Annotated in this window: 15 protein-coding genes; 9 read left to right on the forward strand and 6 right to left on the reverse strand. The window is 44.9% G+C overall.

The window, feature by feature from the left end; genetic code table 11:
* Positions 1–83: 83 nt before the first annotated feature.
* From L5M28_RS18855 to L5M28_RS18885, 7 genes are all read left to right on the forward strand, one after another.
* Positions 84–1034, forward strand: a complete 951-nt coding sequence (locus L5M28_RS18855; protein WP_173246498.1) for a WD40 repeat domain-containing protein — start codon at positions 84–86, stop codon at positions 1032–1034.
* Positions 1035–1043: 9 nt separating this feature from the next.
* Entirely contained in the window at positions 1044–1256 is a 213-nt protein-coding gene (locus L5M28_RS18860; protein WP_006080410.1) for a SlyX family protein, read from the forward strand.
* Between the two features lie 64 nt (positions 1257–1320).
* Positions 1321–1878, forward strand: a complete 558-nt coding sequence (def, locus tag L5M28_RS18865) for a peptide deformylase (RefSeq protein ID WP_168824914.1) — start codon at positions 1321–1323, stop codon at positions 1876–1878.
* A complete protein-coding gene (locus L5M28_RS18870; protein ID WP_263204171.1) occupies positions 1878–3281 on the forward strand; it encodes a COG3014 family protein in 1404 nt (467 codons plus the stop codon). The genes def and L5M28_RS18870 overlap by 1 nt, the downstream gene beginning before the upstream one ends.
* A 69-nt stretch (positions 3282–3350) precedes the next feature.
* Positions 3351–3944, forward strand: coding sequence for a penicillin-binding protein activator LpoB (gene lpoB, locus L5M28_RS18875; RefSeq protein ID WP_173246506.1), 594 nt, complete (start codon positions 3351–3353; stop codon positions 3942–3944).
* 256 nt (positions 3945–4200) lie between these two features.
* A complete protein-coding gene (gene pepN / locus L5M28_RS18880) occupies positions 4201–6834 on the forward strand; it encodes an aminopeptidase N (protein WP_263204172.1) in 2634 nt (877 codons plus the stop codon).
* A gap of 497 nt (positions 6835–7331) precedes the next feature.
* A complete protein-coding gene (locus L5M28_RS18885; protein WP_263200388.1) occupies positions 7332–9224 on the forward strand; it encodes a methyl-accepting chemotaxis protein in 1893 nt (630 codons plus the stop codon).
* A 134-nt stretch (positions 9225–9358) separates the two neighbouring features.
* Here L5M28_RS18885 and L5M28_RS18890 read toward each other — a convergent pair whose 3' ends face one another.
* On the reverse strand, positions 9359–10786 hold the full coding sequence (locus tag L5M28_RS18890; RefSeq protein ID WP_263195877.1) for a GGDEF domain-containing protein: 1428 nt from the start codon (positions 10784–10786) through the stop codon (positions 9359–9361).
* Between the two features lie 291 nt (positions 10787–11077).
* Here L5M28_RS18890 and L5M28_RS18895 point away from each other — a divergent pair, with 291 nt between their 5' ends.
* The gene (locus L5M28_RS18895) at positions 11078–12031 is read left to right on the forward strand and encodes a DUF72 domain-containing protein (RefSeq protein ID WP_263195878.1); all 954 of its coding nucleotides are present in this window, start codon (positions 11078–11080) and stop codon (positions 12029–12031) included.
* A gap of 337 nt (positions 12032–12368) precedes the next feature.
* On the opposite strand, the gene L5M28_RS18900 is transcribed toward L5M28_RS18895, so the two are convergent.
* The 3 genes from L5M28_RS18900 to L5M28_RS18910 all read right to left on the reverse strand — a co-directional run bounded on the left by L5M28_RS18900 (position 12369) and on the right by L5M28_RS18910 (position 15885).
* Complete coding sequence (locus L5M28_RS18900; RefSeq protein ID WP_219250329.1) at positions 12369–13217, reverse strand: isocitrate lyase/phosphoenolpyruvate mutase family protein; 849 nt, start codon at positions 13215–13217, stop codon at positions 12369–12371.
* Between the two features lie 134 nt (positions 13218–13351).
* On the reverse strand, positions 13352–14821 hold the full coding sequence (locus tag L5M28_RS18905; RefSeq protein WP_105252986.1) for an inorganic phosphate transporter: 1470 nt from the start codon (positions 14819–14821) through the stop codon (positions 13352–13354).
* 248 nt (positions 14822–15069) lie between these two features.
* Positions 15070–15885: an AraC family transcriptional regulator gene (locus L5M28_RS18910; protein WP_263195879.1), complete on the reverse strand. Its 816-nt coding sequence runs from the start codon at positions 15883–15885 to the stop codon at positions 15070–15072.
* Positions 15886–15969: 84 nt separating this feature from the next.
* Here L5M28_RS18910 and L5M28_RS18915 point away from each other — a divergent pair, with 84 nt between their 5' ends.
* Complete coding sequence (locus tag L5M28_RS18915) at positions 15970–16686, forward strand: type 1 glutamine amidotransferase (protein WP_263176837.1); 717 nt, start codon at positions 15970–15972, stop codon at positions 16684–16686.
* A gap of 77 nt (positions 16687–16763) precedes the next feature.
* On the opposite strand, the gene L5M28_RS18920 is transcribed toward L5M28_RS18915, so the two are convergent.
* Together L5M28_RS18920 and L5M28_RS18925 are read right to left on the reverse strand one after the other, a co-directional pair.
* Positions 16764–18452, reverse strand: a complete 1689-nt coding sequence (locus L5M28_RS18920) for a glucan biosynthesis protein (RefSeq protein WP_212601306.1) — start codon at positions 18450–18452, stop codon at positions 16764–16766.
* Between the two features lie 370 nt (positions 18453–18822).
* Positions 18823–19257, reverse strand: a complete 435-nt coding sequence (locus tag L5M28_RS18925; protein ID WP_028761608.1) for a PaaI family thioesterase — start codon at positions 19255–19257, stop codon at positions 18823–18825.
* Positions 19258–19331 lie beyond the last annotated feature (74 nt).

The raw sequence follows: 19331 nt of genomic DNA on the forward strand, positions 1-19331 counted from the left end.
TATACCAACTAGATTCTTTATGGGTTAACAGTGATTAATGTCACTTGATCAAGTCTAAAGACAACAACTTAGGGAGCAAGTTCATGAAGAAAAATCTACTGCTGGTAATTTGCACAGTTTTTCTAATCGCTTGCCACCCCAAAGCAGAAGATATCAGTGTTCTCACGACAGAACCCAGCTATAGCGCGAGCCTATCAAGTAATGGGCAATTCGCCTTAGTTGCCACTCAAAGTAGTGGAGTTCAATGCTGGGATCTCAGTACCCACACCCTCAAATACCAATGGATACATGGCGATATTAATACTGGCGTCACAGGTACAGCGATTTCTCCCAACGGGATATTTGCAGCATCGTTAAGCCGAGATTCAGTTGCTATGTGGAAAATAGCCGACGGTAAGCCTTTGGGCTGGTGGTCCTTACCTTCATCCGGTGAAAGTGTCGCGGTAGCCGATAATGGCGCACTACTTATTGGTTTAAATGATGGTTCAGTCATGTCGCTTAATGCCGAAAAATCTGCCTTAATCAAGTTTCTTGGACATAAAGAGCGCGTCAATAGTGTTGCCCTCTCTGCTGATGGCCGATTAGCATTAACGGGGTCAAATGATATGCAGGCGATTCTCTGGCAGGCACAAACTGGCCAACCGCTTCATACGTGGACACTCGGCAGCCGTATAACCAAAGTGGCACTCAACGACAGTGGTAGTTTAAGTTTTACTAATGGCAGCACAGATGAAGCAAAAATCTGGGATAACACAAGCGGTAAGCTGTTAAATAAGCTGGATATTACCCGTCGCCAAATGAACTTTTCAGCGGTGAGGTTTATCAAACAAGACAGCCAGCTATTAACAGGTACGCCAGCGCGGGAAGTTATACTCTGGCAACGTGACTCGGGTAAACAAATTGAAAAATGGCAGGTTGCACTCACTAAAAACAGCCAAAATCGAGGAGCCGTTGTATACTCTGTGGCAATTCGAGATACCAATAAAGTCGTTAGTATCAGTAGCCAAGGCTTAGTTGAAACTTGGCAGAAATAGAGGTTAGCCATGCAAGGCGTACAAGCACAGATTGAAGATCTAGAAACCAAATTGGCTTTTCAAGAGCTCACAGTCGAAGAATTAAACCAAGAGGTCATCAAATTAAATCGACTGGTGGCTCACCAGCAACACCAAATTCACATGTTAATTGGTAAGTTGCAGGACATGGAACCGAGTAATATGGCGACCCAAGCTGAAGAAACGCCACCACCTCATTATTAATACTGACGCTTTAGATGTTAACTTTGATTAAAAAACAGTTACTGCAAAATATCCAGGGAATGCGATGTTTAAACATTTAATGCCAAAAGAAACCCCAACTCTATTACCCATAGCGTTAGTGGGTGAACCCATTCTAAGGCAGACTGCAATCACAGTGCACCATTTCGATGCCGAGCTCGTGCATCTTGCCGAGCAAATGTCTGCCAGCATGGACGCTGCCAATGGCGTTGGTATCGCAGCCCCCCAAGTTCACAGCCCTTTAGCCTTATTTATTATGGCTTCTCGTCCTAATGAGCGTTATCCCGACGCGCCTAATATGGCGCCTGTGGTCGTGGTTAATCCGCAAATCATTAATGCATCAAGCGAGTTGGTCAGCGGAGAAGAAGGCTGCTTATCTGTACCGGGGCAAAGATTTACGATACAAAGACATCAAGCCATTGAAGTACGCTATCAAAATTTACAAGGCGAATGGCAACAAACCGAATTAACGGGCTTTATTGCACGGATTTTTCAACATGAATTTGATCACCTTCAAGGGATCACATTACTCGAGCGTTCACTTATGCCAGAACAGACTCAGGCGATTTCAGCCCAATCCATCAAAAAAGGTGAAGCGCAATAATGAAACTGTCCTTCGTTACACCTTTTTCTCGCGCATTTATTGCACCAACCTTGGCAATGGGATTGGTTTTAAACTTATCGGGCTGCGCTTATAACAGTATTTTCATTAATTATCCTGCGCAGATAGAACCACTCAAACAAGAGCTTAATAGTGCGACTCCCATGGCCGATATCGACAAACTTGCCAGCAATATCAATGGCAATGACGGCTTACTCTATGCCCAAGAAGCGGGACGAATTGCTCAAGTCGCCGGCGATTTTGCTGCCAGTAAAAAATATTATCAGCAAGCAGTAGATGCTTATACCACCTTTGATGATAAAGCCAAAGTCAGCGTTAGTGACATTGGCGCCACAGCCAGCAGCTTAGTGTTAAACGACAATGCGATTCCGTACCGAGGCCCAGGGTATGAACGCATTATGCTGCACCAATACCAAGCTCTTAACTATTTGTTTAGTGGCGACTATCAGGGGGCTCTAGTCGAAGTTCGTCGCAGTAACGAACTACAGAGCAGCGAGCAAGAACGCTATCAAAAATCACAAAAGTCAGTTCAAGCCATGGCGAACGGCACCATAGATGCCGAGGTTAACAAACTAGGACAAGCTGCGGGCACAGTCACCAGTTCCTTCTTAAACGCTTACAGTTATTATACGACTGGCGTACTGCACGAAGTGCTGGGTGAGCCGAACGATGCCTATATCGATTATCGTAAAGCAGCACAAATCACTCCAGATAACACCTATTTACAGCAAGATCTGGTCCGCCTCGCCAAGCAACTCGGCATGCCACAGTATGATGAGTTTAAGCGCCGTTGGGGCGATGCTAAATTGCCCAACCCCAAAGATGGCCAAGTAATTTTGATGGTCGAGCGCGGCTTTGTGCCAGCAAAACAAGCTCTCACGGTACCTTTTACTATCCATGGTAACTGGCAGACAGTGTCACTCGCTACCTACATGCCAAACAATACTTTTGTGCCAGAGACGCAAGTGCAAGGTTTAGGTACAGTGCTGAAAACTGAACCTATTGCCAATATCGATGCCTTAGCCATCACTGCACTCAAGGAAGATCTGCCTGCGACGCTAGTTCGCCAAGTCGCTAGGGTCTATGCTAAATCTGAGATGGCCTATCAGATTGAGAAGAGTGGTAAACCAGGGAACAATGCTGCCGATATTGGCAGTATAGCGATGCAGATTTTTAACGTAGTAACAGAACAAGCGGATCGTCGTAGTTGGCTGACGCTCCCTAAACAAGCACAGATCGGGCGGCGTTATTTGAGTGCAGGTGAATACACTTTGCAGTTAGACAAAGCGCCACCGGCTAAAATTGATGTTGCAGCAGGCAAAACCACCTTAGTCTGGGCAATTGATACTGGTAATTACACCCGAATTTATTCAATAATCATTTAGCCTAGCGGTTGTGGTATTTGAATAAGACGTGTGTCATTAAGTTTATACAATCACAAAATGGAACTGACTATGAAACAATTTAAACTGATTTTTGTACTGGCTGCCGTTATGGGTCTAGCTGCATGTCAATCTAAAGTCGAATATGGCGATGCCACAGAAGTTGAAACCGTCAATGAGAACTTTGGCTCGACGGATCTACAAGCTATTGCAGCCAAGATGGTGGATAGCATGATGACTTTCCCTCCTATCGTGGCAATAACAGCCAATGACCGCCCGATTTTATTTGTTGATAGCATCAAAAACAAAACCTCAGAACATATCGACACTGAGTCTGTCACTGACTCTATCAGTAACAAATTATTGCGCTCAGGCAAGTTCCGTTTTATCGACATGACTAAAGTAGATTCAGTCCGTAAACAACTGGATTACCAAAACAACACTGGCATGGTTGACCCATCAACCGCCATCAAGTTTGGTCGTCAAATTGGCGCTCAATACATGTTATATGGCAATTTATCTAGCATAGTGAAGCAAGACGGTAGCACTAAAGACGTCTACTATAAGATGACAATGCGTTTAATGGATTTAGAAACAGGCCTTATCGAATGGTCTGATGAAAAAGAAATCCGTAAGATGAAGTCTAAGTCTTTCTTAGGCATGTAATTGTCCTATTGGCACTTAATTCTGCCAAACAGTAATCTCAAGAAGCCAGCGTTAACGCTGGCTTTTTTTTACATTTTTAACATTGGTAATCCAAGGTAAATAAGGTAGTGTACTCGGCCAAAATACACTGCGATGATGATGCTCAAAATTGACGCTGGCGCGAAGGATAATTTGCCACAAAGGCAAACCTACACACACGATATTGAATGCAAACATCCAAGCAGAAAACAAAACAAATCGTTGAAGGATTTAAGTTGTGAACTTGTTTAAAGCCAGTCTCGTTGCCCTTACCTGCGGCACATTAATGTCGTGTGCAACCCAAAGTACACTCAATACGGGTCCACGTGATACTAGCGCTTATATTAGCCAATATCAGGCTGCGCTTCGCTCGCAGGTCATCTCCGATATTCACTATGACTTGGATTTTCAGCTCACAGGGGACGCCGAGTTTTCCGCCACCTCCAAAGTGACATTTCAATTAAGTGAAGTACCAAAACAACTGAGCTTAGATTTAAACAAGGCGCAGATAAAACGCTTTATCATCAACGGTACCGCCGTATACCCCAATTACAATGGCGCTTATATCAGTTTAAATACGCGTTTGCTCACCTCAGGTGAAAATACCATTGAAGTGCAATTTAGCCGTGCCCACAGCACCAATGGTGAAGGTTTACACCGTTTTAAAGATCCAATCGATGGCAAGGTCTACCTCTACTCTCATTTTGAACCCGCAGCAGCTCAGCAGATGTTCGCAGTATTCGACCAACCAGATCTCAAGGCTAACTATCAAATTACGGTAACAGCGCCCAAAGACTGGCAAGTCATTAGCTCGATGCGTGAAAGCCAAATCACCCCAGCGGGTGCTTACAATCGTTGGACTTTCCCACAAACACCTAAGCTAAGCCCATATAACTTTTCGATGCACGCGGGCCCTTATCACATGTGGCAAGACAACTCAGGCCGCTATCCTATGCGCCTGTTCGCCCGTCAATCCGTTGCTAACCAAGTCACGGAGCAGGATTGGTTTACCTATACAAAACAAGGGTTAACTTTTTTCGATAATTACTTTGGTATTCCTTACCCCTTTAAGAAATACGATCAAATTCTAGTGCCAGACTTCCTTTATGGCGCGATGGAAAACGCAGGCGCAGTGACCTTTTCCGAAGATATCTTCCTTCATAAAGCGGCGATGACAGCAGATCAAAAGCAAAATCTTGCGGGCGTGATCATGCACGAAATGGCGCACCAGTGGTTTGGCGATCTCGTCACCATGAAATGGTGGAACGGCTTGTGGTTAAATGAAAGTTTTGCTTCATTTATGGGCACACTTGCGACTCAAGAAGCCACAGAGTTCACTAATGCTTGGCGTACCTTCTACGCTAAAGGCAAGCAAAAAGCCTATGAGCAAGACAGCTTAGTCACCACGCACCCCATTGAAGTACCAGTAGCAACAACCCAGAACGCCTTCGACAATATCGATGCTATCACTTACCAAAAAGGCGCATCAACGCTGAAACAATTACGCCATTTACTCGGCGACATGGTGTTTCGTCGTGGCGTCAGTAACTATTTAAAACAATACAGTTATCAAAACGCTGAGTTAGACGATTTTATCAATAGCCTAGGGAAAGCCGCTGGCCGCGATTTAAGTGCATGGACTCAAGAATGGCTCTACAGCGCGGGCGTTAACACCATCAAGGCGGAATATCGTTGTGAGGGCAACCGAATCAGCGAATTTAGCCTACGACAGCTCCCTGCAAGCGCAGAGCTACCCACATTACGTGAACAAAAAGTCCAAGTGGCTTTATTTACCCAAGGTCGCTTTGATCTGCGAAATGACATTACAGTGCCAGTGACTTACAAAGGCGAGCGTACTGAAGTTAAACAACTGATTGGTGAGCGCTGCCCAGACCTAGTCTATCCAAACTTTGATGATTGGGGCTTTGTGAAAGTCGAGCTTGATGACAAGTCATTTAATACCGCAAAACAACAACTGAGTAACATTTCCGATCCACTACTGCGATCTATGCTGTGGCAAAGTCTGTGGGACAGCGTCCGCGAAGGTAAATTGAGCTTAGATCAATACCTAAGCACAGTGTTTGTTAACGCGCCAGCTGAGACGGACTACACGATTGTTGGTCAGATCATCGATAGCATGTTGCGCTCGAAGGAATATCTCGCGCAGATCGCCCCTATTCAGCAAAACTACGCTGAAAATGCAATTAAAGGCTTAAGCCAAATGAGTCTGAGAAAAGCAATGGAAAATAAAGGCGATAATGACTTCCAACGGATCTGGTTCAATGCCTATGTCAGTTTAGCAAGCGACAGAGATTCACTGCGTCATTTAGCACAACTCATTGACGGTGAAACAAAAATTAAGGGGTTAACTTTAGATCAAGATTTACGATGGGCAATCATCACCCAGCTTAATCGCTATGATTTTCCTAACGCGCTGCAGCGCTTAACCAAAGAAGCTGCCAAGGATAATTCAGACTCTGGCGAAAAAGCGGCACTTGCGGCACAAGTGATCCGCCCTGAAGCGGCCGCAAAACGTCGTTGGTTAAGTAAAGTCCATCTAGACAGCCTGCCTTTCTCCAAACAGCGGATTATTATGCAAAATCTTTATCCTGCTGAGCAAAAACTATTAAGCGCAGCTACAGCGGAAGAGCGTCTGGCGAGCTTAATGGATATGGACAAAAAAGGGCCAGTATTTATGCGTAATTATAGCCATTTCCTCATCCCAACCGATTGTAATTACACTAGCATAGCGGCATTGGACAAAGTACTTGATCGCCAAACTGGGCTATCTAACCTTACCCGCCGTAATCTACTGGAAACCCGTCAAATAGAGCAGCGTTGTGTGCTGATCAAAAATAAGATGACCCACTAATATTTAGGTCATTTTAAAATGAACAAGGGGCTCCTAGGAGTCCCTTTTTTATGCTCTGTTACAGATGAGTCTTAAACTTGAACCAGCACACAAGATGCTACCTGCGCGAAATTAAGCTCACTAACCTTTGATATAAACAAGCCAGCATTCTGAATAATGAATTAATCACACTCACAACCAGAGACATATTTAATTAAATTGTTAGCTTGAGCTTATGTATTTTAACGGCTTACTGTCGATAACTAATGTTATTTATCACCTGTAAAATATTATTCATCTCTTCAGTTTAGTCTGCTAAGTTCCATCCGTTCATCAAATAAACAACCGCTGACGCAATCGTTATTGATATAAAAATCATGTAATTATTAAATTCATAAATTATGGGCGTCACTTCTAAATTTATTACTATAATTCTTCAATGATTTAATGTTTTGCCCCGTACTGCCGCTATACTAAAACAACGTTAGAGAGCTAACGGAATATAAAGGATATAGATTATGCGATCGACACTCAAAACGCGGCTGCTGTTTAGCAGTCTTTCCGCTGTACTGATCACTATTGCTGTACTCGTAAGTATCTCTAGTTATTTCATTAGAAATAATGCGTTAGAAAACACCCAACATGAAATTGACCAACTGGCGAATACCTTTTCATCCGGCATAGGTCAGTGGATGCAAGACAGAAAAATGGCCATTACGAGCCTAAAGCAAACCATTGAAGCCGAACCTAGTACCAACGTTACCCCTCATTTGTTGCAAGCGCATACTGCGGTTGACTTTGCCCTCACTTACTATGGTGACGAGCAAGGCAACATGTATCGCCAAGATCCGTCGCTGAATGCCGCAAATTATGATCCCCGCGTTCGCCCTTGGTATATGGATGCTAAAACGGCGGGTAAAATGATCATGACGGCGCCCTACGTCAGCGCCACATTGAAAAAACAAGTCGTAACTATAGCAGAACCTGTGATGAGCTCAGGCCAGCTCATAGGCGTAGCGGCTGCGAACTTAACCATAGATCAGTTAACAGATGCAGTGCAGCGCCTCCAAGTACCAGGCAAAGGTTACACTCTGATGGTCGATAATGCAGGGCTCATTATTAGTCATCCCAATAGCCAGCTAAATACTCAACAACTCACTAAAATCGATAGTAATTTTAGTAATAACTGGTTATCACAGCGCACTAATGCCAATACGATGGAAGAGCGAAACCTCGATGGTGCCACTAAGTTAGTCTATGTTGCGGCAATACCCTCAACAGACTGGGCGCTGATTTTCGTAATGGATAAGCAAGAAATCATGTCACAGGCAACCGATCTCGCTTGGTGGATGTCTGCCGTAGGTGTTGCACTATTGGTGCTGTTTGGTTTGATTTTAATCGCCATCTTTAAAATTCAATTCAAAGATCTCGAACGCGTTGCCCAAGCACTCAATGATATTGCCGAGGGCGATGGCGATCTCACTGTGCGCATTCATACTGCCAACAGTCACGATGAAATTGGTATGTTAGCTTCGGGTTTTAACCGCTTTGTAGAACGTCTACACGGTATGATTTCCCGCATGCACAAGATTGCGGGTCAATTGGAATATCAAGCCAAAGGAAGTAGTGCGTCGGCAACGGATAACAGTCAGCGCATTGAAGTACAGCAAGATGAAGTGACTATGGTTGCCACTGCGGTGACCGAAATGGCCAGCGCCACCGAGGAAATTGCCAGTAATGCGGAGCATACAGCGCAGACCGCTCAAAATGCGGTCGGACTTTCAAACCATGGCCATAAACAGGTAATGCAAAGCCAGCAATCTATCCGTAATTTAGCCAGTGAAGTCGAAACTGCAGGGCGAATTATCGGTGAACTGAACGAGCACTCACAAAAGATCAACAGCATTTTGTTGACCATTAGTGGCATCGCAGAGCAAACCAACTTACTTGCACTCAATGCAGCCATTGAGGCGGCACGTGCAGGAGAACAAGGTCGTGGCTTCGCTGTAGTTGCTGATGAGGTGCGTGTACTGTCACAACGTACGCATTCATCGACACAAGAAATTCAAGCGATGATCGAAACCCTACAACAAACCGCAGGCAAAGCCGTTAAGTCTATGACTCAAAGTCATGAAATGGCAGAAACCAGTGTGGCCGATGCTAATTCAGCCAGTGAAAGTCTGTTGCAAATCAGCAAAGCCATTAATGATATTTCAGATATGGCGAGCCAAATTGCCACTGCAGCCGAGGAGCAAACCTCAGTCACCAGCGAAATCAACCGTAATACAGAGTCGATTCGTGAAGTGTCAGAGAATCTCTCGATTGAGGCACAAACGTCTATGGTCCAAGCTCAAGAGCTCGCCCATTTAGCCGCATCATTGCAGCAGGAAGTTAATCGCTTCAAACTGTAATCAAAAGCCTTATTTTATATAAAGATTACATCAACAATTCCATACAATAATGCCCGCAAGTGTCAGTGACATTTGCGGGCATTACTTTACATATTATTTATTCAAAGACTTACAATGGCTCGCCTAAAGCGAGCTTAAATGATCTTCATCGCTTTATTTTCAGGAATATTGGCCTCAGGCCGAAGCTCAGCATGTAAGTTTCTTAATCCTTGGTAACCCATTTCAATTCGATTTCCGCCATTCTTTTTAGCTTTATACATAGCAGTATCCGCACAGGAAATAAGCTGTTTCTCATCTTCACCGTGCTCTGGATACAGAGCAATACCGATACTCGGCAGAATATGGATCTGCTGTTCGGCAAGCTCGAAGGGTTGCTCGAATACTTGCAATATTTTTTGTGCGGCCAGCAGGGTATTATGTGCTGAATCGACTCGTTCAAGTAAGATGACAAACTCATCCCCCCCAAAACGCGCAACGGTATCTGAGCCCCTCACACAACTGACTATTCGCTGTGCTGTCACTTGCAGTAATAAATCGCCCACGCTATGACCAAAAGTATCGTTAACCCACTTAAATTTATCTAAGTCTAAATAAAGCAAAGAGAAATAACTTGATTCCCTATGGGCTCGAGATAACGCCTTTTGAAATCTATCGTAAAAAAGCTCACGATTGGGTAACAAGGTTAACTGATCATAAAGTGCAATATGCTCTAATCGCGCGAGCATTTGTCGACGCTCAATCGCAAAAGCTATTTGCGTAGAAACAAACTCCAATAACTCACGGTCTTGGTGTGTATATGAAGCCGAAGTGGGCAAGCTATGCATAATCAAAGCGCCGATAACACCTTTCTGTAGCTTCAGCGGCACCCCCAGCCAACTTAAACAGCCATTACCCAAATCTTCACGAATCGCTTGGGGATAATCAGTTAAGGTCACGGGACACAGGAGTAAAGACTCAGCACTGCGGATCACTTGGTCAGTGAACACACTGAAACTTGCGATATCGATAAGCGAATCTTCGCCAGTAGCGGCTTTATAAGGAAAACTTAATTCATTTAAATCTTGATCGTACAATGCAATAGCAAAGTTTGCTGCAGGCAATAATTTAGCAATAATTTCATGAATTCGACGATACAGGGCTAGCAAGTCCTCAGCGACATGCACAGCCTCTGAAATCTCATATAAGGCTGCTTGTCTACGTTCGGCATTTTTGCTCTTAGAAATATCTCTAGCGACTGCGACACGCTGTTGATAAGCATCGGACCAACGTGCAGACCAAAGAATATCGACAATAACACCATCTTTACGCACATAACGGTTTTCAAAATCGACTTTAAAGCGACCTGCCATAATTTCATTGGCCGTTGCGAGAGTGCGTTCCCTATCCTCTGGAATGACAAGATCTAGCATCTGCATACCCATCATTTCTTCTGGGGTATAGCCAAAAATACGTTCTGCCCCAGCACTCACAAATTCAAACCTCCCCGCTTTATCGACGACACAAATAGCATCCAAGAGAAGGTCGATAAAATTGCTTAAGGAAGTGTAGCCATCATTATTCACGTAATTCTCCAATAAACGTCCGTCTTTGGCTAAGTCCTAAGTTTGATCATAAGCATAAAAATAATAATAACGCACTATTAGAGTAGGTTAATTTTCAATGTCATTCCAGAGTTGGCTAAGTTAAGTCAGACTTTTACAGAATTAAATTCAAACAAAATCAAACACAATACTTAAGGCCATCGGTGGCACTATTTGACTCTGGACGACAGATATCGGCACAATGCCCTAAAATGTTGGTCAACATCAGGGCGCAGCTTTGGTACGCGCAAATCGCATTAAAGGAATTTATTTTTGGACCGATTGTGCTCTCCGTTACATCAACCCAACCATTTTCGCCTTGGGCTTGCCATGTGGTCGCACTCGAATTGGCAAGAAAGTGTGTATGGTCACGGAACTAAACAAGCGGAGCGACTCGCCCGTTACGCGACAATATTCAATACTGTCGAAGGGAACACCAGCTTCTACGCAACGCCTGCACAGCAAACGGTAATGAATTGGCACAGTGCCACGCCCGATAGCTTTCGTTTTACCTTCAAACTACCGCAAACCATCACTCACCAAAGATTATTGCAACACTGCAGCCAAGAATTGAAAGATTTTTTCCAGATAATGGCACCATTAATCGATAAAACAGGGATCTGGAAAATTCAACTGCCCGCCCATTTCGGCCCAGAAAGCTTGCCTGCGTTAGCGCAATTTCTAGATCAAATCCCCCAAGGGTTAACCTATGGCGTCGAAGTCAGGCATCCTGCGTTTTTTGCTAAAGGAGATGCCGAGCGTGCGCTTAATCGATTACTCATCGAAAAAAAAGTGAATCGCATCATCATGGACAGCAGGCCCTTGTTTGCACTGCCGCCCTACAATGTCGCGATTATCGACGCTCACAAGAAAAAACCTCGAGTGCCAGTGCATGCGATTGCCACCGCCAATAATCCAGTGGTGCGCTTTGTCGGCCAACCAGACGATGCCGTAACACAACTCGCACAGCAAGGCGTTACTGCTTTACCTAAGGATAACGATGCCTTTTTTGATAATTGGCTCACCCAACTCCCGCTGTGGCTCGCAGAAGGTCGTGAACCCTATCTGTTTATTCATACTCCCGACAATGAAGCCGCGCCCGAACTGGCCATCCGTCTCTATCAAAAATTGCGCAGCCAAATTGCAGCGCACATTCAACTCGCCGAGCTACGCCTGCTTGATAAGAAACCTGAGGAGACAAGCACGCAGATGGGACTTTCTTGGTAAAACGGGCGCTAAGTAAAACGGACGTAAGAAGAAACCCACGGCAAACTCGCCGTGGGTATATACCCAAACAACCTGAAGATGCAGGATTCAGCGGGAATTTAACGCACTTTAGGCAAGGCGGTTATTTGCAGGCCTAGCGGGCTAAGTTAAAAATAACCAACGCAGCATAAAGTGCGTTAAAACCCGCCGGGACGGAGCGCCCAGGGCACTCCACTTCCGTGTTGCATCAATTCAAAAGGTGGCCGACATTCTGTCATTAATGCGCCTTGAATTGAAGCACCCTGGGCGCTCTGAAACTCGTATATTCAGGTAGCTTGGGTATAGATGAAAAACAGCTTTAACTCGGGATAAATAAGTTATTCATTTGCTCAAAACCAAGGGAAATGGCTTTAGGTATTGAATCCTTATCAACGGCAATAACCGCATCATTTGACTCTCGCTGAAACGGTTTTGCCTTAATTGAATTTAACAAAATTGGATTAAGCAAAGTGCTATAGGCCTGTAAAAATGAAGCTGGGCCAGTAGAAAAACGCTGCACACCTGCGGCAAATAACTCGCCGATATCCATCTGCTCATTCAATAGCATAAAATTCAGTGGCATATCCACAGCGGCAAACAAGCGCTTAGCGGTCTCGACCTGATTCGCGCCAGGGATAAAACCGCCATCCGCACCCGCAGCCTGATATTGAGTTAACCTATCGATAGTCATAACAACAGCGGCCTCACCACTGGCTAAACCCAGTAAATACACATCAGTTCGCGCATTAATAAATAATCCTTGGCAACGAGGATGGGCGCGAATAGCTTTAATTTTTGCCACCATCTCAGCAACACTTGCACTGCCATCCTCAATATTAATTCCTGCTACGCCAAGCTCAGCGAGCTGCGCAACAAAAGCAGCAACCTCATAGGGATCTTGGCTATAACCAGATTCAATATCTATCGTCACGGGCACTCGGCTCAGCCGTAGGATATTGTTCACTACGTCCAATAAAGCCACTTTAGGTAACGCTTGGCCATCGGGATAACCGAGCGACCAAGCCAATGCCGCGCTACTGGTCGCAATCGCACGGGCGCCCGATGCTTGGATGATGGCCGCACTGGCGGCATCCCAAGCGTTAGTTAATATCAGCGGCTCTGATTGTTGATGTAGTGCTTTGAAAAATATTCTAGATTGCTCAGCCATCTTATGTCCTTGTTGGTGTTGAAGGCTCAACTCTAACAAGATGGCTTAGGTAATTATCGCGGGAAACGGCACTGAACCGAAAAGCCAAGCCCTCAAGGCTTGGCTATGTGAGCATTCAACTTGAGTATTCTTGGCTAACCCCAAAGTGCATTGGCGAGGATAAACACACTCGCGGAGAGCAACATAGTAATAGGTAGTGTCAGCAGCCAAGCGAGCATGATTTGCTTAATGGTTTGGATCTGAAGCCCTGAACGATTAGCCACCATAGTACCCGCAACAGCGGAAGACAAAATATGAGTCGTCGATACCGGCATCCCTGTCATACTGGCAATCCCAATAGAGACGGCAGCGGTGACCTGCGCAGCAATACCTTGGCTGTAAGTCATACTCGATGAACCAATTTTTTCCCCCACGGTATATACAATCCGCCGCCACCCCACCAACGTGCCGCAACCCAGCGCAGTAGCAATGGCAATAATCACCCAAATGGGCGCATACTCAGTAGTTCTAGTGAGATCTTTTCGCCATTTAGCCAATGAACTCAAATCCTTAGCAGGAAGATCCAATTTAGCCACTTGGCGAGCAGTATCATCGATGCACAACAATAAACGTCGCACCTCGCGTCGCTCTTCTACATCCATATCTTTGTAAGTCGAGACTTTTGCTAAGCGACGGTCAAGTAACGACATCGCCGGTAATACATTGGCAGATGAGCAATGGGCCAGCATATATTCGGGAACGTTGACCAAGGCTTTAAAGTCGATAACATCCGCGATAACGGCTTGGTTACGGTCATAAATCGCCATAATGCGACGATTAGCATCTTGAGTTCTTTCTAAATCATAGGGTTGACTGCCCATGTCCAAGGCAAAATAAGCCGGTGCCATACAAATCAGCACTAGCATCACTAAACCTATCCCCTTCTGTCCATCGTTAGAACCATGGGCGAAACTCACCCCCATAGCGGAGATAATTAAACTCGCCCTTGCCCAAAATGGAGGGTGTTTTTTACCATTAATCTGCATCTGCTCATCTGGGGTACGGTGAATTTTATGTTTCTGCCAAACGTATTTCATGATGAGCAAAAAAATCCCTGCCATCACAAACCCTAAGGTCGGCGAAATAATCAAGGACAGCATGATCTGCGTTGCTTTAGAGACATTAATGCCCTGTAGGATAGGCTGATGATTTATCCAAGCGAACGCGCCACCCACGCCCATTATCGAACCAATCAAGGTATGGGAACTCGATGCCGGAATACCAAAATACCAAGTACCTAAGTTCCAGATAATTGCCGAAAATAGCAGGGAAAACACCATCAACAAGCCTTGGATTGAGTCCATACCGAGCAAGGAGTCTACGGGTAATAAATGCACTATCGCATAGGCCACCCCTAACCCCCCTAACAGCACACCCGCAAAATTAAATAATGCGGAGGTAACGACCGCCAGATTTGCCGGCATTGCCTTGGTATAGATCACCGTCGCCACCGCATTTGCCGTGTCGTGGAAGCCATTAATAAATTCGTATGCCAGTACAAAAAGTACGGCAAGGACTAAACCCACCGACCACGCAAAGCCTAACGTTGTGAACATTTCAAACATAAAATACTTACCCATGGCGAGAACGCCCACAGGTTACGCCCAAGTTTGGGGTCTTTTACAGTGAAAAATTGTTTAGATTGTCAAAAAGTGAATTAGCCCCCAATAACTCAGTAGCATGCTTGCAATTAACACTGGCTTGATTTTATTCGGCCAAATGAATATTTGTGCCGCGAAAAGGTGCAATATATTGATTCAATATTAAATAAGCCAACTAAAAATAGTGTTCATAACCATACGCCGTAACAGGGTTATATCCCATGATCGCCTAACCGAAATCGCTGTGGCGTCATCCCAAAACGCTCCTTGAAGGCTTTGATATAGGATGAATCATTTTGATAACCAATTTGGTGGGCCACATTCTGTATTGATAGGTCAGTGGCCAATAACGACAGCGAATAGATCAGCCGCAAATGTTGACGCCATAATACGAATGAAGAACCAAACTCCCTCACAAATAGCCTCGACAATGTTCGTTCCGATGCCCCAACCATCTCACCCCATTTCACTAAAGAGAAATCTAAAGCTGGCGTTTGGGTTAAATGCTCAAAAATCAATTTTAGGCGCCTATCTTGCGGTATCAGTAACTTGAAAGTCTGTCCTTCCGCACTATTAATTTGATCATATAACACCTCAAGCAAACGCAGTATTGGCGCCTGAACCATTGGCTCAACATTCGTTGGGGTATTAAAAGCACATTGTTTTCTGAGCGTTAACACTAACTCCCTTATAAAAGCACTCATAGCGACAGGCTTAACCATGGCACCATAATCTCGACCATACATAGGATTCAAATAGACACCAATAAAGCAGGTATCTGTAATCGCAACAGACTCATGCATGATACCTGCAGGCACAAAAAGCGCTGTGGTATGGGGAACCAAAAAAAGTGCCTCATTTGCCTCTGTCTGTAACAGGCCTTGAAGCGGAAAAATAAGCTGATGCCAACAGTGCTGGTGTAAAACATCCACATAACCCTTCTGCATCTCAATCGTTTTGACAAAAGAAGGCATATTAGGCGCTTGCTCAATAATGGCGTTAATCGAATCGAGTTGGCGACTTAGCATTATTACTTGTCCATATGACGTTATTCAGCCAAATAAAAAGGATTGTAGCATAGCGTTATCCCATAAAAGACACAGGAAAACTCGATGCGCATTCATTGCATTATCCATGAAAGCTATGAAGGTCCAGGCTATTTTAGCGATTGGGCTGCAAGCAAAAACTACAGTATGAGCTTTAGCAGAATCTATCTAGATGAAGCTTTACCCGACAATAGTGATGGTTTTGATCTATTAATTATCCTCGGTGGCCCTCAGTCTCCCGCGACATGCAAAAACGATTGTCCATATTTTGATAGCCAAGCAGAACAAAGGTTTATCAGACAAGCTATCCAAAAAAATAAAGCCGTTGTGGGGGTTTGTCTTGGGGCACAGTTAATCGGTGAGTCATTAGGTGCCCGTTATCAAAAGAGTCCACATGCCGAGATTGGTTACTTTCCTATTGAACTGACTGCGGCAGGAAAAAGTGATATTAACCTTAAGACATTTTCGACCACTGAAGTGGTCGGCCACTGGCATAACGACATGCCTGGCCTCACTCCCGATTGCGAAGTGCTCGCCACAAGTGCAGCCTGCCCGCGGCAAATTGTACGTTACACAAATTTAGTTTTTGGATTTCAATGCCATCTTGAATTTATTAGTAGCCAATTAGCGCCATTAATTGCTCAAGAAAATGCTTTTTCTAGCATACAGAAAATGCCATATATTCAAAGCCCTGAATTCATACTGGGGCAATCAACGGCTAGGATGAATCAGTTACTGGGGCATTTTTTAGATAATCTAGTCCTAACCTATCAAGCCGTATAAAGTAAAAAGTGGCTCAAGCCAAAACAAAAACGCCAGCTAAGTTAGCTGGCGTTTTAGATTAATGAATCACGAATCGCTTATTGCAGATGACCTGCATTGTGCAATTCACGATCATCCTTTGCAGGCGGATTCCACTGATACATCCAAGTCTCAGACAATGGCTGACCATCGACCTCCAAATAGACTCTCAGGTTAATCGGCTCAGTACCATCTCCCGGGGGCACTACGTCAAACATAGCGCGGTAACCATTAATCGAGGCTAGAGGACGGGCAGATTCAATTTCCACTTTGCCTTCAGATGCTGTGATCACGGCTTTAACTTGGGTGTCTTTACCTATCATAGGTAAAGTTCCACCCGCGAAATCAACCACAAAACGCTTACTGTAGTATTTGCGTTTCTGGCCAACTACGCCGCCAATCCCGGTGAAGGTATCGACAACCCGAGCACGGGGTGATTGAACCGGTGGAATGCCACCCCAGTACATATTGTAGCTGTACAGCAGCTCTTGACCAGGAACAATCGGCTCAGCAGGATTCCAGAAAGCCACTATGTTATCAAAGGTTTCATCCAGTGTTGGAATTTCAACCAACTGCACTGAACCTTTACCCCAACTGCTGGTTGGTTCAATCCATAGGCTTGGGCGTTTATCATAAAACACGCCGTCGTCCTGATAATGATCAAAGTTACGATCACGTTGCAGTAAGCCAAAACCTTTTGGATTTTCATCGCTATAGGCGTTGAATCGCAGGTTTTCAGGGTTACCTAGCGGACGCCAAATCCATTCACCATTCCCCGTGTGCATGGCTAAACCATCGGTATCATGGATTTCTGGACGCCAGTCATAACCGGTGCGGCGATCGTTCTCACCCACCATAAACATACTGGTCAGTGGCGCAACGCCTAAACGTTCAATCGCTTTACGTGGATAAACAGCCACATCCACCTTCATTTTTAAACGTTCACCCGGTTCGATATCAAAACGATAAGCCCCCGTGACACTCGGAGAGTCTAGCAAGGCATACACAGTGGTGATATTCGATCCTGGTTTAGGTTTTTCTAACCAGAAATTGGTGAACATTGGAAACTCTTCGGGTTTTGGCAGTGCAGTATCAACCGCTAAGCCGCGAGCCGACAAACCGTACTGCATTTCTTGACCCACGGCGCGGAAATAACTAGCGCCAAGGAAGGCAACAATGTCACGCTGCCAATCGGTATTAAATTGCATACGGAAACCCGCAAAACCAAGATCCTTAGGCAACTGACTACCTTTGACCTTTGACTTGCCGTAATCGAACATTGAAGGTGAATATTCGATTAACTTAGCCTTACCCTCATTTAGCTCATAAATATGGATAGGGGTATCAAAAAACAGCCCAAGATGGAACAGTTCGGCACGAAACTCCGAATCTTGATCACGCCATAGCGCGGCTTTCTTCTTGAAGTGGAATTGTTGGTAATCATCCCAACTCATGCCCTGAAGGCTTTTAGGTAATTCGCCTTTATGACTCTCATAGGGTTGTGCAGCCATAGTACGGGCATAACCCTTAAGCCAAGCGTAACTAAACTCTTCACCTTCTTGTGGTGACGCCTGCTTACCTGCCGCACATGCTGAAAGACTCAGCAATACGCTACAGGTTAACAATACGCCACCGACCATACGCTGCAAACGGCCGCGACGAGAGGAAGATTGGGCTTCAATCGAGGGTTGTGTCGCCCTCGATTCTTGATAAACGTTTCTTTGTTCGGGAAATAAATTGGGTTGCATAAGCAGACTCTGAATTGGTGTAACTTCCTGACACTTCCCTGCAAATCTGACTCAATTGCAGCGATGGCCCTGTGGAGAACTGTTGATGACAGAGGTAACAATACAGCGATCAGCAACAATTCGCCAGAATCTAGCATACTTTCTGTCGAATGGAATATGGCATGCTAGCTATTTTCAATCTTGAGGCCTATTTATGAAAATATGATTAAAAAATTCCGTTATTTACTGAATTCACGCCCATAAAAACTTCACTGCCAGCAAGAAGGCCGTCGACTTAATATCTGAAGATAAAGTGCACCTTCGGCATAGGTTAATTATCTGCTCAGCGTGTTAACTCGAAGAGATAATATCGCCAGCCCGCAAAATCGGTTTATGGCCTTAAAATCATACAAGTCGCCGTAGCAGTGGCGAGCAGTTTTCCATCCTGTGTTTTTAGCGTACCTTCCGAAATACCTAAAGACTTAGATAAATTGATCACCTTGCCCTCAGCCACTAACACTTGATGTTTAGGCACAGGTCGAATCATTTTAATATTCAAGTCGATAGTGCCGTAACCGACACCCGCTTCAAGCAATGTATGCACGGCGCAACCTGTAACCGAATCCAATACAGTCGCGGCAAAACCACCATGAACACCGCCCAATGGGTTGAGGTGCTTATCATCGGCAGTCGCATGGAATGTCACCGTTCCTTCGTCGGCTTGAACCAGCGACATTGGCATAGTGAGAGAGATAGAAGGTGCGGGTAATTCACCCCTTGCCATCGCCTGTAAAATGGCTAAACCCGACATTTGCTGAATATTCATATTCCACCTAAATTGATGAGCGTCAAAGCACATGAATAAAAATGACCGCTTAACCACTTTGGATTAGGCGATCA

Source organism: Shewanella sp. SW32 (assembly GCF_025653365.1).
Classification (GTDB): Bacteria; Pseudomonadota; Gammaproteobacteria; order Enterobacterales; family Shewanellaceae; genus Shewanella; species Shewanella oncorhynchi.

Excerpts from the sequence above, each read along its gene's own strand:
- L5M28_RS18925 (WP_028761608.1), bottom strand. The coding sequence starts at position 19,257 with ATGAATATTCAGCAAATGTCGGGTTTAGCCATTTTACAGGCGATGGCA.
- L5M28_RS18905 (WP_105252986.1), bottom strand. The coding sequence starts at position 14,821 with ATGTTTGAAATGTTCACAACGTTAGGCTTTGCGTGGTCGGTGGGTTTA.
- L5M28_RS18920 (WP_212601306.1), bottom strand. The coding sequence starts at position 18,452 with ATGCAACCCAATTTATTTCCCGAACAAAGAAACGTTTATCAAGAATCG.
- L5M28_RS18860 (WP_006080410.1), top strand. The coding sequence starts at position 1,044 with ATGCAAGGCGTACAAGCACAGATTGAAGATCTAGAAACCAAATTGGCT.
- lpoB (WP_173246506.1), top strand. The coding sequence starts at position 3,351 with ATGAAACAATTTAAACTGATTTTTGTACTGGCTGCCGTTATGGGTCTA.
- L5M28_RS18900 (WP_219250329.1), bottom strand. The coding sequence starts at position 13,217 with ATGGCTGAGCAATCTAGAATATTTTTCAAAGCACTACATCAACAATCA.
- def (WP_168824914.1), top strand. The coding sequence starts at position 1,321 with ATGTTTAAACATTTAATGCCAAAAGAAACCCCAACTCTATTACCCATA.
- L5M28_RS18910 (WP_263195879.1), bottom strand. The coding sequence starts at position 15,885 with ATGCTAAGTCGCCAACTCGATTCGATTAACGCCATTATTGAGCAAGCG.
- L5M28_RS18855 (WP_173246498.1), top strand. The coding sequence starts at position 84 with ATGAAGAAAAATCTACTGCTGGTAATTTGCACAGTTTTTCTAATCGCT.
- L5M28_RS18915 (WP_263176837.1), top strand. The coding sequence starts at position 15,970 with ATGCGCATTCATTGCATTATCCATGAAAGCTATGAAGGTCCAGGCTAT.
- L5M28_RS18870 (WP_263204171.1), top strand. The coding sequence starts at position 1,878 with ATGAAACTGTCCTTCGTTACACCTTTTTCTCGCGCATTTATTGCACCA.
- L5M28_RS18885 (WP_263200388.1), top strand. The coding sequence starts at position 7,332 with ATGCGATCGACACTCAAAACGCGGCTGCTGTTTAGCAGTCTTTCCGCT.